At 45.2% G+C, this 15,742-nt stretch carries 13 protein-coding genes; 8 read left to right on the top strand and 5 right to left on the bottom strand.

Translation table 11 applies throughout. From position 1 onward, the window contains the following. The first annotated feature begins 6 nt into the window (after nt 1–6). The 8 genes from TM_RS02180 (at nt 7) to TM_RS02140 (ending at nt 10,631) form a co-directional block, all read left to right on the top strand. Nucleotides 7–822 (top strand): carbohydrate ABC transporter permease, encoded by an 816-nt coding sequence (locus TM_RS02180; protein ID WP_004083318.1) that lies wholly within the window; start codon nt 7–9, stop codon nt 820–822. Nucleotides 823–850: 28 nt separating this feature from the next. Continuing rightward, nucleotides 851–2,821 (top strand): methyl-accepting chemotaxis protein, encoded by a 1,971-nt coding sequence (locus TM_RS02175; RefSeq protein WP_010865116.1) that lies wholly within the window; start codon nt 851–853, stop codon nt 2,819–2,821. 11 nt (nt 2,822–2,832) lie between these two features. Further along, nucleotides 2,833–4,140, top strand: coding sequence for an NADH:flavin oxidoreductase (locus TM_RS02170; RefSeq protein ID WP_004083314.1), 1,308 nt, complete (start codon nt 2,833–2,835; stop codon nt 4,138–4,140). Next, nucleotides 4,137–6,131: an FAD-dependent oxidoreductase gene (locus tag TM_RS02165; RefSeq protein ID WP_004083312.1), complete on the top strand. Its 1,995-nt coding sequence runs from the start codon at nt 4,137–4,139 to the stop codon at nt 6,129–6,131. The genes TM_RS02170 and TM_RS02165 overlap by 4 nt, the downstream gene beginning before the upstream one ends. Nucleotides 6,132–6,148: 17 nt before the next feature. Next, nucleotides 6,149–7,366, top strand: a complete 1,218-nt coding sequence (locus TM_RS02160; protein ID WP_004083303.1) for a Gfo/Idh/MocA family protein — start codon at nt 6,149–6,151, stop codon at nt 7,364–7,366. After that, nucleotides 7,360–8,346 (top strand): Gfo/Idh/MocA family protein, encoded by a 987-nt coding sequence (locus tag TM_RS02155; protein WP_004083301.1) that lies wholly within the window; start codon nt 7,360–7,362, stop codon nt 8,344–8,346. The genes TM_RS02160 and TM_RS02155 overlap by 7 nt, the downstream gene beginning before the upstream one ends. 13 nt (nt 8,347–8,359) lie before the next feature. Continuing rightward, complete coding sequence (locus TM_RS02150) at nt 8,360–9,250, top strand: AEC family transporter (RefSeq protein WP_010865115.1); 891 nt, start codon at nt 8,360–8,362, stop codon at nt 9,248–9,250. 286 nt (nt 9,251–9,536) lie between these two features. Beyond that, nucleotides 9,537–10,631 carry a glycerol dehydrogenase gene (locus TM_RS02140; protein ID WP_004083283.1) on the top strand — a complete coding sequence of 365 codons (1,095 nt, stop codon included), beginning with the start codon at nt 9,537–9,539 and terminating at the stop codon, nt 10,629–10,631. Here TM_RS02140 and TM_RS02135 read toward each other — a convergent pair. The 5 genes from TM_RS02135 to TM_RS02115 are packed head-to-tail and all read right to left on the bottom strand — an operon-like array spanning nt 10,624 to nt 15,734. Next, nucleotides 10,624–11,538 (bottom strand): TIM barrel protein, encoded by a 915-nt coding sequence (locus TM_RS02135; protein ID WP_004083281.1) that lies wholly within the window; start codon nt 11,536–11,538, stop codon nt 10,624–10,626. The two genes, TM_RS02140 and TM_RS02135, sit on opposite strands and share 8 nt — an antisense overlap. A 14-nt stretch (nt 11,539–11,552) precedes the next feature. Further along, entirely contained in the window at nt 11,553–12,632 is a 1,080-nt protein-coding gene (locus tag TM_RS02130) for an ABC transporter ATP-binding protein (protein ID WP_004083278.1), read from the bottom strand. Then, nucleotides 12,632–13,480: a carbohydrate ABC transporter permease gene (locus TM_RS02125; protein ID WP_004083275.1), complete on the bottom strand. Its 849-nt coding sequence runs from the start codon at nt 13,478–13,480 to the stop codon at nt 12,632–12,634. Before TM_RS02125 ends, TM_RS02130 begins: the two co-directional genes overlap by 1 nt. Continuing rightward, nucleotides 13,480–14,364 carry a carbohydrate ABC transporter permease gene (locus TM_RS02120; protein WP_004083273.1) on the bottom strand — a complete coding sequence of 295 codons (885 nt, stop codon included), beginning with the start codon at nt 14,362–14,364 and terminating at the stop codon, nt 13,480–13,482. The genes TM_RS02125 and TM_RS02120 overlap by 1 nt, the downstream gene beginning before the upstream one ends. Before the next feature lie 38 nt (nt 14,365–14,402). Then, complete coding sequence (locus tag TM_RS02115; RefSeq protein ID WP_004083271.1) at nt 14,403–15,734, bottom strand: ABC transporter substrate-binding protein; 1,332 nt, start codon at nt 15,732–15,734, stop codon at nt 14,403–14,405. Nucleotides 15,735–15,742: the final 8 nt, after the last annotated feature.

Genomic DNA, 15,742 nt, shown 5'->3' with positions numbered 1-15,742 from the left:
ACAGAAATGCTGACAAAAACAATAAAGTGGATTTTCATCGTCTTTATGCTGGTAGTATTCATGCTTCCTGTATTCTATGCAGTAGTTTCATCATTTAAACCCATGAGTGAGATATACAGCTATCCACCTACCATTTTTCCGAAAAAACCTTCTCTTGAAGGATATATAAATGTTATAAAAGAGTATGATCTTTTAACTTATTTGAGAAATACCCTTTTTGTGGCCACAGTGGCAACCGTTATCACGGTTCTGGTAAGCGTCATGACTGGATATGGCTTGGCAAAGGGAAAATTCTGGGGTATCAGGCCAGTAAACAGCATGTTCACCATGACTATGTTTGTCAGTGCACAGGTGATAATGGTTCCTCTGTTTGTTGTAATCAGAAGTCTGGGATTGATAAATAGCCTCTGGGGATTGATCATTCCTGCTGTCTATACTCCAACAGGTATGTTCATGGCAGTGCAATACATGAAAGACATTCCCGACGAACTCTTAGAGAGTGCGAAAATCGATGGAGCAAATGAATGGCAGATTTTCTGGAGAATAGTTTTCCCTCTATCAAAACCTCTGGTAGCCGCTCTTGCTATCTTTTCTTTCACATGGAGATGGAATGACTTTGTCTTACCGCTCCTTGTTGTAAATAGAAGAAACCTCTATACACTGCAGCTGGCACTCGCAACAATACAGGAAGAGTACGGCGGTGCAGAGTGGAATACCATACTCGCATTTTCTACACTGACAATCATTCCTACCTTGATCATATTCCTCCTCTTCCAAAGACTCTTCATGAAGGGTATAATGGCAGGTGGATTGAAATACTAACTCTAACTATGGAAGAGGAGGAGAAAGCATGTCTTTGAGGAAAAAAGTATTTCTTTTGATGATAGTAGTTGTGGCAGGATTGCTACTCAGCTTCTTTCTCATTTATAGAAGCGTGTCCAATTCAATAATTAATTCTGTTAGATCGAACACGGAAAATCAAGCAAAAGCTTTGTCGAAATTTGTCGTTGAGAAACTGAACAATGTTACTAATGTTGCAAGATCTGCGGCAACGTACCTTGGTTCCCAATTTTTTGAGGCATATATGATTACGAACCAGTTGAAAACAACTGTGGAGAAAGAGAAATCAACATTTGCCTTTGCTTTTTCTGCGCTTTCTTTTAACAAAAGTGCAGCCTTAACTGATGGTAATCGCGTTGACCGTGTAGATTTCGCTGATTACGAGAAATACATAAAAGCTGTGGAGGGAAAAGACATTTTCTTTATGCCCGAAACCTTTCAGGGAACGCCCGTCCTGACCGTAGTGGTTCCCATAGAAACTATGAATACCCGTACCGGGATTGTGGGTTTTGGAATAAATCTTTCCGAAAACTCCGATCTCTGGAAGGCAGTTGTAGAAGAAGGGAAAGCGAGCAAGAGCGGCTACGGGCTTCTTGTCACAAGCGACGGAAAGGTACTGATCCACAAAGACATGGGAAACTTCATGAAAGACGTGAAGGAGTTAGGCGGCTTTGAGAAAGCATTCGAGGAAGCAAAGAGCGGTGGAGAGAAATACGTAGAATACGAATACAACGGGGAGAAGAAATACACCGTATGGGAGAAAGTGCCCGGGTACGACTTCTACATCTTCTCAACAGGGTACCTGGAAGAACTTCTTGCAGAAGGAAGGAAAGCGACCCTTGGGACGATAGTGACGTATGTAGTGTTTGGCGGAGTGATCTTTGCGGTGCTGTTTGTCTCGATGATGCCGGTAGTGAAGAGAATGAGGCAGCAGGTAGAGAAAGTGAAGAGATTCGGAGAAGGGGATCTGACAGTAGAGTTCGAAGCGAAAGGAAGAGACGAGCTGACCCAGATAGAAGAGAGCCTGAAAGAAGCGGCACTCTCACTCAAAGAGATGATAGTGAGCATCATAGAAGCTGCGAAAGAGCTTAGCGGAGCATCAGAAGAGATAAAAGTTCTCTCAGAAGAGAGCCACAAGATGTCAGAGAACCTGCACGAAGAAGCCAAAAAGATACTGGACGAGGCGAACAACATGAGCAGTGCGCTGACAGAAGTGACGAGCGGCGTAGAAGAAGTAGCAGCGAGTGCTCAGAACATCTCAAAGATCACCCAGGATCTGACAGAAAGGTCAGAAGCGGTGACGAAAGCGGCAAGAGAAGGGACAGAGAGAGTAGAAGCGGTGGGAGGAGTCATAAACAAACTCAAAGGGTCAGCAGAAAGACAGAGGGACTACCTGAGAGAACTAGTTGACTCGGCCAAGACGATAGGAGAGATAGTGGACACGATCAGCTCGATAGCAGAGCAGACGAACCTGCTCGCGTTGAACGCAGCGATAGAAGCAGCTCGAGCTGGAGAAGCGGGAAGAGGCTTTGCGGTGGTGGCAGACGAGATAAGGAAACTCGCAGAAGAGAGCCAGAGGGCGACAGAAGACATAGCGAAGATGCTGAGCAGCCTGAGAACAACGATAGAACACGTAGAAAACGGCTCGAAAGAGATGTTCGAAGGAGTGGACGAGATAGCGGTGATGGGAGAAGAAGTCACAAAGAGATTCAGAGAGATCCTTGGAAGGATAGAAGAGATCAACAGCATGATAGAGAACACAGCTGCCACTGCGCAGGAACAGGGTGCGGCGGCGGAGGAGATGGCGAGCGCGATGGACAACGTCACAAAGATAGTCGAAGGAGTTGTGGAAAGTCTAAACAGAATGGAGTCTCTCATAGAAGATCAGACCACTTCTGCTGCAAAAGTCTCTCAGGCTGCTGAAAGACTGTCTGAGCTTTCTGAACAGCTCTCAACGCTCGTTCAGAAGTTCAAGGTGTGAGGTGAATCTGAGTGAAAAAAAGGTTCAAATACAGAACACTCGAAGAGATGCGCTGGGAAGCTATTACGTTGGGAATCGATCTTCCACTGTCGGGTGATTTCGATGTTTTCAGAGATCTTGTTGATCTTGGTTCAAAGACAATCCCGAACAGATTCGTTGATCAACCTATGGAAGGAAACGACGCACAGCTCGATGGAACTCCCGGTCCCCTCACACTGAGGCGTTACAGGAAACTTGCCGAAGGTGGAGCTGGTGTGATATGGGTGGAAGCCATTGCTGTTTCCAGGGAAGCGAGGGGAAACGACAGACAACTAATGTTGACAGAAGAAACTGTGAACTCTTTCAGAAGCTTTGTTGCAGAGATAAAAAGTGTTTCCTTGAAAACAAAAAACTTTGAACCGTACATTGTAGCCCAGCTTACCCATCCTGGAAGATTTGGAAAGAACAGAAAGATTCTCTTCCACGATAAATTCTTGGATGAAAAATACGGTATAACAGAAGATTTTCCCCTCATGTCCGATGAAGAACTGGATAGCTTGAAAGAACAGTACCTGAGAGCTGCAAAATTCGCAAAAACAGCTGGTTTCGATGCGGTTGATATTAAAGCGTGTCACAGATACCTTCTTTCCGAACTACTTGCAGCACACACACGCGAGGGAAAATATGGAGGTTCCTACGAAAACAGAACAAAACTTCTGAAAGACATCGTAAGACTCGTTAGAAAGGAAGTCGAAATAGACATTACCGTGCGATTGAACCTTTCTGACTTCATTCCTTACCCATACGGGTGGGGATCGACAGAAGAGGGAACACTCGATTTCACAGAACCTGGAAGACTTCTGAAAGAACTGGAAGAACTCGGTGTGAAAATAATCAACGTGACCGCTTCCACACCGTATCTGAAACCTCATATAAACAGACCGTATGATGAAATGGGAAAGTACAATCCTCCTGAGCATCCCATCGTTGGAGCCATGAGACTTCTGAACCTGGCGAAACTGGCCAAAGAAACTCTTTCAAAAACGCTCGTTGTTGCGAGCGGCTTCACCTGGTTCAGACAGTTCGCACCCTACGTTGCAGCCGGTATGCTGAAGAACGGCTGGTGCGACTTTGTGGGTTTTGGAAGAATGACATTCGCGTACCCAGATTATCCCAAAGACATACTGACAAAGGGGGAACTCGATCCGAAAAAAGTTTGTATCACTTGTAACAAGTGCGCGGAACTGAAAGCTGCGGGAGAAAGCTGTGGTTGTGTTGTCAGAGATGGTGAAGTGTACCTTCCCATATACAGAAAGATGGAGGAGAGCAAGAAATCATGAGAGAGTCGGTTGTTAAGTTAAACGAATACACCCTGAGAATTTTCTCTCTCAATACTATCGTGGTGGGTTCTGGTGCTGCGGGTTTGAATGCGGTAGACAGGGTTTTCTCTTTTGGCCAGAAAGATGTGGCACTTTTAACGGATAACCTGAAATGGGGAACATCCAGAAACACTGGCTCTGACAAGCAAACATACTACAAGCTCACGCTTGCAGGTAATGTACCTGATTCCGTTTATGAACTTGCTGAAACATTGTTCAACGGAGGAAGTATGGACGGTGACATCGCACTCGTTGAAGCTGCCCTTTCGGCCCGGGCGTTTTTCAGGCTCGTGGAACTTGGGGTTCCTTTTCCCCATTCGAGGTACGGTGAGTACGTTGGATACAAGACAGATCATGATCCCAAACAGCGCGCTACCTCTGCAGGTCCTCTGACTTCCTATTACATGTGTGAAAAACTCCTGGAGGAGATCAGAAGAAAGGGTATAAAGATCTTTGAAGGTTACCAGGTGATCGGTATCTTAACAGACAGAAACGAAGAAAAAACAATTGGTCTCATCGCACTAGATCTGAACAACATTGATGATCCGGAAAAGAGATACGTTCTCTTCAACGTGAAAAACATAATCTACGCAACCGGTGGACCTGCGGGAATGTTCTATTTCCACTCGGTTTATCCTCCTGTGCATTTTGGAGCCACGGGTATCGCTTTCGAAGCGGGGGTTATGGGGAAGAATCTGACGGAATGGCAGTTTGGAATCGCTTCCAAAAAGTTCAGATGGAACCTGTCTGGTACCTATCAACAGGTCATACCGAGGTACGTTTCTACGGATGAAAATGGAAACGATGAAAGAGAGTTCCTTGAAGAGTACTTCCCGGATCCTTCCACGATGCTGAACGCCATCTTCCTGAAAGGTTACCAGTGGCCGTTCGATGTGAGAAAGATAAAAAACTACGGTTCCTCTCTAATAGATATCCTCGTGTTCTACGAAACAGTAATCAAAGGTAGAAGGGTCTGGTTGGATTTCACAAGAAATCCCAGCTGGGGAAGCAAAAACGGGGAACTGGACTTCTCCCTTCTTGGAAAAGAAGCGTACGAATACCTGAAAAATTCAGGTGCTCTCTTCGGTCGACCTATAGACAGGCTTGAAAAAATGAACAGACCCGCGATAGAAGTCTATTTACAGCACGGAATAGATCTGAGAAAAGAATACTTAGAAATCGGAGTCTGCGCCCAGCATAACAACGGAGGTCTTCACGGAAACATCTGGTGGGAAAGCAATCTGAAACATTTCTTCCCGGTGGGAGAAGTGAACGGATCCCATGGAGTATACAGACCCGGTGGTAGCGCTCTGAACTCCGGACAGGTGGGAGGAGTGAGGGCCGCCCAGTACATAGTTGAGAACTACTCCGGTGATCCTCTGTGCGAAGAGGAAATTCTGGAAGAGGCGAAAGATCAAATCCTCAAAAAAATTGAACTGGGCGAAAGTTTTGTGAAAAAAATCACTGGAAAATCCAATGTGTCATCCATTCTCAAAGAGATAAGCGAGCGTTCCATGAGAAGTATGGGTATAGTGAGATCTCTTGAAGAAGCGGGAAAAGGGAAAAACGAGGCCCTCAGAGATTTCAATAATCTGATTGAAAAAGTAGAACTCTCCTCTATAAGACAACTTCCTTTCGCATTCAGACTCTACGACGTTCTTCTCACACAATACGTGTATCTTTCAGCGGTTGAAAATTACATAGAATCGGGTGGAAAGAGTAGAGGTTCTTACATCGTTCACGATCCGACTGGAGAACTCCCCGTCCCAAATCTACCAGAGATGTTCAGATACAGCCTGGCCGGCGAATCTTTCAACAAGAAAATTCAGAGAGTTCGTTGCAAAGAAAACAGGTGTGAATTTTTCTGGGATCCTGTGAAGGAAATTCCAAGGGAAGATACCTGGTTCGAAACGATATGGAATAGCTTCATGAGAAGAGAAGTTTTCAGATGAGAAGGAGGCAACAACTCATGAAAGAAATCTCTGTGGTTCTCGTAGGCATCGGGGGTTACGGTAACAAATATGTAGAGTACATACTGAGAGAAGGAAGAGAAAAAGGTGTTCGAATATCTGGTGTGGTAGATCCGTATCCACAGAACAGCAGGTTCTATGATGAACTCCGTTCGTTAAACGTTCCTATGTACAACACACTCGAAGAATTTTACTCTCACCATACAGCAGATCTTGCTATCATTTCTTCTCCTATCCATTATCACTGCGAGCAAACCTGTACGGCAGTCAGAAACGGAAGTCACGTGCTCTGTGAAAAACCCGCTGCAGCTACTGTAAAGGAAGTAAAAAAGATGATCGAATGCAGAGAAAAATACGGAAAGATCGTAGCGATAGGTTATCAGTGGTCCTATAATCCTGCGGTTCTCAAGCTCAAGGAGGATATTCTCGCTGGAAAATTTGGAAAGCCGGTTCTTTTTAAAACTCTTGTCCTCTGGCCAAGAGATACGGCTTATTACAGAAGAAACTCCTGGGCAGGAAAATTGAAGGTGAACAATCGATGGGTTTTAGACAGTGTGGCAGGAAACGCTACAGCACACTTTCTGCACAACATGCTTTTCTTGCTGGGCGAAAAAATGGAAGAAAGTGCGTATCCTGAAAGTATGGTTGCGGAACTCTACAGAGCCAACGACATAGAAAGTTTCGACACTTGTGCTTTGAAAATGACTGTGAGAAAGATACCCGTTCTTTTCTTCGCAACACACGCTGTAAAAGAACGTAAAGGACCTGTTTTTGAATACAGATTTGAAAAGGCCCGGGTCATATGTAATTACCCGGAATATCCTGAAAGTGAAGAGAATCTTCTCGTTGTTTATGAAGATGGTAGAAAAGAGATTTACGGTCCAACAGATCATGGTAGTATGAGAAAACTCTGGGTTGTGGTAGATGCAGCGAGGGGGCGAAAGGAATTCATCTGTACCCTTGAATCGGCCATGGCCCACACAATTGCTATAAATGGAGCACACGTTTCCATGAAAGAAATCCAGGATTTTCCAACAGAACTGAAAAGAGTAGAGGGAGAACCTCCTATGATTTGGGTAGAAGGATTAAAAGAGGCCATGGAGAGAGCCTACGAGGAGGAAAAAATCTTTTCTGAACTGAATCTACCGTGGGCGAAGCGTGGTGAAGAAGTAAAGCTTGAAAACTTCGAGGGGCTCGAAGGGGAGATAACATGCTGAAGATATGCGTAATTGGCTCCTCTGGTCATTTCAGATATGCTTTAGAAGGACTCGACGAGGAGTGTTCCATTACCGGGATCGCACCAGGGGTACCAGAAGAAGATTTGTCAAAGCTGGAAAAAGCTATATCTGAAATGAACATAAAACCGAAGAAATACAACAACTGGTGGGAAATGTTAGAAAAAGAAAAACCCGATATTCTGGTTATAAATACCGTTTTTTCTCTGAACGGAAAGATCCTGCTAGAAGCTTTAGAGAGGAAAATCCACGCCTTCGTAGAGAAACCTATAGCTACCACCTTTGAAGATCTGGAAAAGATCAGGTCTGTCTATCAGAAGGTGAGGAACGAGGTTTTCTTCACAGCCATGTTTGGTATTAGATACCGGCCACATTTTCTCACCGCCAAAAAACTTGTCAGTGAAGGTGCTGTGGGTGAAATCAGACTTGTGAACACACAGAAGTCATACAAACTCGGACAAAGACCAGATTTTTACAAAAAGAGGGAAACATACGGAGGGACCATTCCCTGGGTTGGAATACACGCGATTGACTGGATCCACTGGATCACCGGAAAAAAATTTCTCTCCGTTTATGCTACTCACTCACGTCTTCACAATTCAGGCCATGGAGAACTCGAAACGACAGCACTCTGCCACTTCACATTGGAAAACGAGGTTTTCGCCTCTCTTTCCATAGATTATCTCAGACCCCAGGGTGCCCCTACCCACGACGACGACAGAATGAGAATAGTGGGAACCAGAGGAATCGTAGAGGTCATTAATGAAAGAGTGTTTCTCACTGACGAGAAAGGACACAGAGAAGTACCACTCGTTGAAAAAGGGCAGATTTTCGAAGATTTCTTGAGGGAAATTCGTGGTCAAGGAAAGTGTATGGTAACACCGGAAGACTCCATTCTCACCACCGAGATCGCATTAAAAGCAAGACTTTCAGCAGATACAGGGCAGATCGTTCTGATCTGAAGGAGGAAAAAGAATGCTCTACACGACGTTCTCGGCGATAATCCCGTCTTTTCTCATCATACTCATCGGCTACACAGTGGGGAAAATCTTTTCTGAAGAAACAATGGGTCTTGCTTCAAAAGTTGCAATCTGGGTCATGGTTCCAACGGTAACGTTTACCTTCATAAACGAGTACACTCCCAGTTTTTCAACTCTTGGAGAATTCGGACTTGGAGTGGCTATTATTTTTGTTATCTTCTATCTTTATTCCAGACTCTTCAAGGAGAAAAAAGAAGTGATTCACGTCACCGCAGTTACCGCAAACGTTGGCTATTTGGGATATCCTATCCTTCTTTCTTTGTGGGGAGAAGAAGCACTTTCTCTCGGAGTTGTTTACGCCACCCTGAACATCATCATGTTCTCCGCCGTTCTCCCTATGTTCCTTGGCGAGAAGGTGAATGTCAAAAATCTGTTCAAACTTCCCTACGTATACGCTCTGGTTGCTGGATTTCTAACTGGAAAATTGGGCTGGAGTTTTCGGGAACTTCCCGAATGGCTTGTAAATGCTATTTTGATGTTGAAGCAATCTGCCATACCGTACCTTCTTATTTACGTGGGATTGTCTGTTTCCAAACTGAAACTGGGAAGACATCTTTCAAAGATTGGCGGGATCATCGTTGTGAATAAGCTCTTCCTTGCCCCCCTCATTGCACTGGTTTTCGCTCTGATTTACGGTCTTGAAGGACTCACAGCCAAGGTTTTCGTGCTGGAAACCGCGATGCCTGCTGCTGTGAACGCAGTGATTCTCACCTCCGCCCTCGGTGGCGATAGTGAAACAGTGAGTTATGGTGTTACTCTCACCACTTTCTTTGCCATCTTTACTCTTCCTGTCTGGGCTGTCATCCTAGAGAGTATATTTGGTTGATATTGTGAACTACCCTGCTCCATAGAAGGCAAGGCTCTCCGCTTCGACCCGTGATAGATCGTAGACCCTTTTCGGGTTCTGCCGCCAGAGCACGGTCCACGGGCATGAACTCGGACGGTTCCTGTTTCTATCGTGATGCGCTCCACATGCGGTTCACGTCCATTCTCTAACATTAAAGCACCTTGTAGAAGATGGAGTCCTCTTTGCAAGTCTTAATAAAAATTTTTCTATACTTCGTGAAAAATTTAACAATTAAGGTTGATAATAATGGTAGGAGGTGATAATCATGATAACAACCACCATATTTCCAGGTAGATATGTTCAGGGGGCAGGTGCTATCAACATTCTAGAAGAAGAACTTTCTCGTTTTGGAGAAAGGGCATTTGTGGTGATCGATGATTTTGTGGACAAAAACGTGCTAGGAGAAAATTTCTTCAGCTCTTTCACAAAAGTCAGGGTAAACAAACAGATCTTTGGTGGAGAGTGTTCAGACGAAGAGATAGAGCGACTTTCAGGTCTTGTTGAAGAAGAAACAGACGTGGTGGTGGGCATAGGTGGCGGAAAAACACTCGATACCGCTAAAGCGGTCGCCTATAAGTTGAAAAAGCCTGTTGTGATTGTTCCAACTATTGCCTCTACAGATGCTCCATGCAGCGCCCTTTCCGTGATTTACACACCAAACGGGGAATTCAAAAGATACCTGTTTTTGCCAAGGAATCCAGATGTCGTTCTGGTAGACACGGAGATTGTGGCGAAAGCCCCCGCGAGGTTTCTTGTTGCCGGAATGGGAGATGCCCTTGCCACGTGGTTTGAGGCAGAATCTTGTAAACAGAAATACGCTCCAAATATGACGGGAAGACTTGGTTCGATGACAGCCTACGCGCTCGCAAGACTTTGCTATGAGACACTTCTAGAATACGGTGTACTTGCGAAAAGGTCGGTGGAGGAAAAGTCTGTCACACCTGCCCTTGAAAAAATCGTTGAGGCGAACACCCTTTTAAGTGGTCTGGGATTCGAAAGTGGAGGACTGGCAGCTGCACATGCTATTCACAACGGTCTCACCGTTCTGGAAAATACCCACAAGTATTTACACGGGGAAAAAGTGGCCATAGGAGTTCTCGCATCACTGTTTTTGACTGACAAACCCAGAAAGATGATCGAAGAGGTCTACTCCTTCTGTGAAGAAGTGGGATTACCCACTACTCTGGCAGAGATAGGACTTGATGGTGTTTCGGACGAGGATCTGATGAAAGTGGCTGAGAAAGCCTGTGACAAGAATGAAACAATACACAACGAACCCCAACCTGTGACATCAAAGGATGTGTTTTTCGCCCTAAAAGCAGCAGACAGGTACGGAAGGATGAGAAAAAACCTCACTTGACCTTTCTTCTTTTTTTAGTCTTGTTGTTGTCTGCTGCAAGAATCAGACGCTTTCTCAGAAGGTTGAGGGAGTCCGCATACTCATCAGCGAATCTGTCCATGGAATTTATTTCCAAAATTACGATACCATCGAAACCAGACTCTCTGATTATCCTGAAGACCTTGTTGTACGGAATATCCCCTTCTCCAATGGGAAGGTGAAGATCTCCTATTCCATAGACGAAACGAAAGGCTTCTACATCCGGTATTTTTTGATAAGTCTGCGGAGACTCCCCGAAGTTATCGCTGAGATGCAGTTCAACTGCATATGGAAGGCCCTTCTTCAACTCATCGTAGAAATCTATACCGGTGTAGTTTGAAACTATAAACAAATGACCCACATCTATGACGAGCTTCACGTTTGGATGATTCACCGCTCTTACAAGCTTCAACACCTCAGAAACTGGATGACCAACATTTTCAACGCCTATGACAACACCCTTCTCTTTTGCAAGATCCGCCAATTCACGGAGAGCCACGATTTCAGCCTTTCTTTGAACTCTCTCGGGAACATCTATCGAATGATCCACCTCTCCGTAATGGTAAACCACCACTTCCGCATTTATCTCACCGGCGAATTCTATTGTGGCTTCCATAACCCGGTAATGCCAGGGATTGGTTTTTATCTTCAGATTTATCACATCGGGAGCATGAACCGTGTATCGGAAATTGTAGTTGGAAAGAAGTTCTTTCACTCGCTCAAGCCTTTTCCTAATGATCCTGCCCCGTGCTATCACATCGAGGCCAGCAGCTGGAATCTCCACGTAATCGAATCCTATGCTTTTGAAAAACTCGAGTTCACTCACCAGTCTTTTTATTGAACCGTTTACCCTCCTTGTATCCACGTTGGTTCCTATTCCCTTTATCATAACTGCACCTTCTTTTACAGAATCGTTTCCTCCGTTTCTGGATTAAACAGATGAATCTTCCTTAGATCAGGAACCAGAAATACATTCTCACCCGGTTGTGGGGCTTTTCCAGTGTCGCCGAAGACCTTTATTATCTCTCCTTTCTCCGTTTTCACGTTCACTATTATATCCCTTCCCAATGGTTCTACAACATAGACAACACCGGGAATTGAGTTTTCCACACGCTCGCGGGAAATCCTGCAGTGCTCAGGTCTAATGCCGACAACGACTTCCTTCAATTTTACATCAACTGGTTCTGGCAGTTTAATGATGACATCGTCTCTTTTCAAAATCGTTTGTTTGTTTTCCACGGAGACAGAGAAATCCCTCAGGAAGTTCGTTGGAGGATTACCTATGAACGAGGCGACAAACATGTTCTTTGGAGAGTCATAAACCTCATCGGGTGTTCCATACTGAACGAGTTTCCCCTGATTGAAAACAGCGATTCTTGAAGCCATCGTCATCGCCTCAGCCTGATCGTGAGTGACGTAAACAGAGGTGATTCCAAGTTCCTGCTGAAGGTGTTTTATTTCCGCCCGCATGATCATCCTGAGGTTTGCGTCCAGGTTTGACAGTGGTTCATCGAAAAGGAGCACCTTTGGTTGCTTCACCAGAGCCCTTGCGAGCGCCACTCTTTGCTGTTGTCCTCCGGAAAGTTGGGTTGGCTTTCTGTCGAGAAGATTATCTATGAGAAGTTTCCGGGCTATCTCAACGACCCTTTTTTCGACTTCGTCCTTTGAGATTCTTCTTGCCCTGAGTGGAAAGGCTATGTTTTCAAAAACAGTCATATGAGGATAAAGCGCGTAGTTTTGGAACACCATACCCACTTCTCTGTACTTTGGAGGAATGTCGTTGACCAGCACGTCGTCGAAGTAGATCTCACCAGAGGTGGGCTTGTATATACCGGCAAGCATCAAAAGAGTCGTGGTCTTTCCACAGCCAGATGGACCAAGCAGCGCTACGAACTCTCCATCTTTCACTTCAAAACTCACACCATCCACCGCTTTTACTTTTCCGAAGTACTTTTTCAGATTCACAACCCTGATACTGGGCATTATCCTTTCACTCCCCCGATGGTCAGTTTTATCATGTGTTTGCTGACGAAGAAGAAAAAGATGATCGTTGGTATCATGTAAAACAATCCAACAGCGGTCACGAGACCATAGTCAGCAAATCTGTAGTCTCCGATGAAGCCTTTCACGTACTTGGAAAGAGTCCACAGATTCTGCGAGAAGATGAACGTGTTCACAAAGACAAACTCAGACCATCCAGAAAGAAATGCGAAGATAGCTGTAACGGCGATCCCGGGTTTTACAAGTGGAAGAAGAACTCTTCTCCACACCTGGAACCTGCTGTAACCATCAACGAGTCCTGCCCACTCGAGTTCCCACGGTATACCATCGTAAAATCCCTTCATGATCCAAGTGCCCCATGGTACCTCCAGAGAAGCTTTGAGGAGAATCACCCCCCAGAGGGTATCGAGAAGTTTTAAGGTCCACAGAAGATAGAACACAGCCGTCATAAGAGAAATCGCCGGGAAGGCGTGCAAAGCGAGAATGAACTTCATCATCGAAGAACGTCCCGGAAAATCGTACCTGGACAGAGCGTATCCACCCAGACTTGTAATCGCCACCTCAACTCCCATCACACCAAGCGCTAAAAGCGCCGTGTTCAGGGTAGTTTGCCATATGTTCGGATAGCCTTTAATTTCTTCCCATAGAAATCTCCAATTCTTCAATGTGAGTTTGGTGGGCACAAAACCGTTCACCAGATCTTCGCTGAAAGATCTGAGAACGAGCCAAACATACCCGATCAGTATCGGGGAGGTTATGAGAAAAAGGATCACTATTATTATGAGATTCCTGATTTTCTCCGAGTTCTTTTGCCAGAAAGTGACCTTCATCATTCCACCTCGACCTTCGGCTTTTCCATGAGGGATTCAAAACCGAAGAATTTCATGTAAACAAACGCAGAGATCACACCTATGATCACTAAAATGATGGAAAGAGCGGCACCGTAACCGAATCTGAAGTGTGAAAAGGCGTTGTGATAAGTGTAAAGCGCCCATACTTCAGTTCTGTAAACAGGTCCTCCATCCGTGATGATGAGAATGTATTCGAACGAAGCAAGGAGTGAAAGAGTCTGATAGGCAGTTACAAACAGCAAATGCCACTTTATGAGAGGAAGAGTGATTTTTCTCACTATCATGAACCAGCTCGCCCCATCGATACGAGCTGCCCTGTAGTAATCTTCTGGAATAGATTTTATCGCCGCTGTGAAAACCAGCATACCCATCGAAGCACCTATGAAGCCATTGGCGAATATGATCATCCACATTGGAGCGCTGTGCAGCCAGTCCTGTGGTGGAAGACCGAAGAGCCCCCGTATGAAGTTCACAAGTCCATACTCAGTGGGATCGAACATCCAGAGCCAGAGAAGACCATAGACCACAGAAGGAGTGAGTCTTGGTAACATCCAGAGAGTTCTGAAAAAATTTCCCCATCTATCGCTGATCGATGTGGTGAGAAGAGAGAGCAAAAGAGCGGTACCGAGGTTGAACAGTCCCAGGGTCCCGAAGGTATAAATAAAAGTGTTTGCGATCACTCTTGGAATTATAAAATCCGTGGAAATGTCTTTGAAATTCTGGAAACCTACAAAATTCCATGTGAAAGAATAATCCATATCAGTGAAGGCAATGACAACGGTGAGAATGACTGGGATAACAAAAAAGATGATCACGAAGATGAGAAGAGGAGAAAGCAAAAGCCACGGCTTCAGTTTTTTCATGGAATCACCTCACAAAAGCGAAGTGAGGGGGAACCCCCTCACTCAATGATCACTACTCTATCTTTCAGCTGTGATTTGAGCCTCTTTGCCACATCCTCCGCTACCTTCTCTGGATTCATGCCACTTTCTGCCATCTGCATTCCTTCGAAGATGATTTGGTTGTAGAGATTGAACATGTCGTCGTTTGGAATGAACCCCGAGTACGGCAGAAGCTTTGTTCCTTCCATCATGATGAATTCCTTGGTGTATTCGGGAAGCACAGTCTGCTGCCATCTGATCGGCAGATGTCCACTCTCAACCGCATGCCTCATGTTGAGCTCTGGAGCAGACGCAAGTGTTATCAGAAGGAACGCGATGTCCGGGTACTTACTCGTGCTTGGGATCATGTAAACAACCGGATGAGACAGGGTGTTTGGTCTTCCTCTGTCTCTGAACTTAGGAACGGGAGCAAGAATGAACATTTCCTGGAGTTCTTCTTCTGTTTTTCCGTAATCTTTTTTCCACTCAGCCCAGTTCCACGTTCCGCCCATCCACGCCAGGACCTTTCCACCTGTAACGTCTTTGTGAACAGAAGTCCACGGTGTTCCTATCATGTTCTTTGGAAGAATCTTGTAGGTATTTGCAAGGTCGTAGAGCAATTTGTAGTAATCTTTCATCTCTTCCACATTGTAAACAAAGACTGCCTTCTCTTCATCGTAGAAGTCAATGCCCATGCTGATCATGAGCTGGTAGTAATCGATACCTGCTTTCGGCCTGTGATAGAGGCCCCATTCCACAAGGCCCTTTTCAATGGCTTCTCTTGCCACTTCGATGAAGTCCTCGAAGGTGAACTCTCCTCTGGCGATTCGGTCTGGCAGGGAATTGATCTCTTCGTCCGACCAGCCGAGTTTCTTAAGAACCTGCTTGTTGATGTAGAAAGGCCGTGCTTCTGTGTCCTGAGGAATTCCATAGATCTGTCCCTTGTACTTCGTTGATTCCCAGAGCGATGGGATGAAATCGTAGTAAACCTCGTCCCAGTACTTCTTCACGTATTCGTCGAGAGGTATGATGTATCCCGCTTTTGCCCAGGCTCCTATGTCGTCGTGACCGGAACAGATGATGTCCACCGTCTGACCAGATTTGATTCCGAAAACTACTTTCTGCTTGAAAGAACTCCAGTCTGTGGTATCGAAATAGCCATCAACCTTGATGGTGAGATCGACTCCCAGATCCTTCAGAATCTTGTTTAGCCTCTCCGCAGCTGTTTTCAGGTTGTCGAACCTGTAGTAAGATGGATTATCGGGTCCCACAGTCCAGGCTGTGATGGTAATCTCCTCCGCGAAAATCAGAAGAGAGACCATCAAAACGATAGTCATCAAAAATTTACGCATAATCTCAC

The sequence above is a fragment of the Thermotoga maritima MSB8 genome (assembly GCF_000008545.1).
In the GTDB taxonomy this organism is placed as follows: domain Bacteria; phylum Thermotogota; class Thermotogae; order Thermotogales; family Thermotogaceae; genus Thermotoga; species Thermotoga maritima.
The sequence above is the reverse complement of the archived record's forward strand: the minus strand, read 5'-3'. Positions and strand labels throughout refer to the sequence as shown.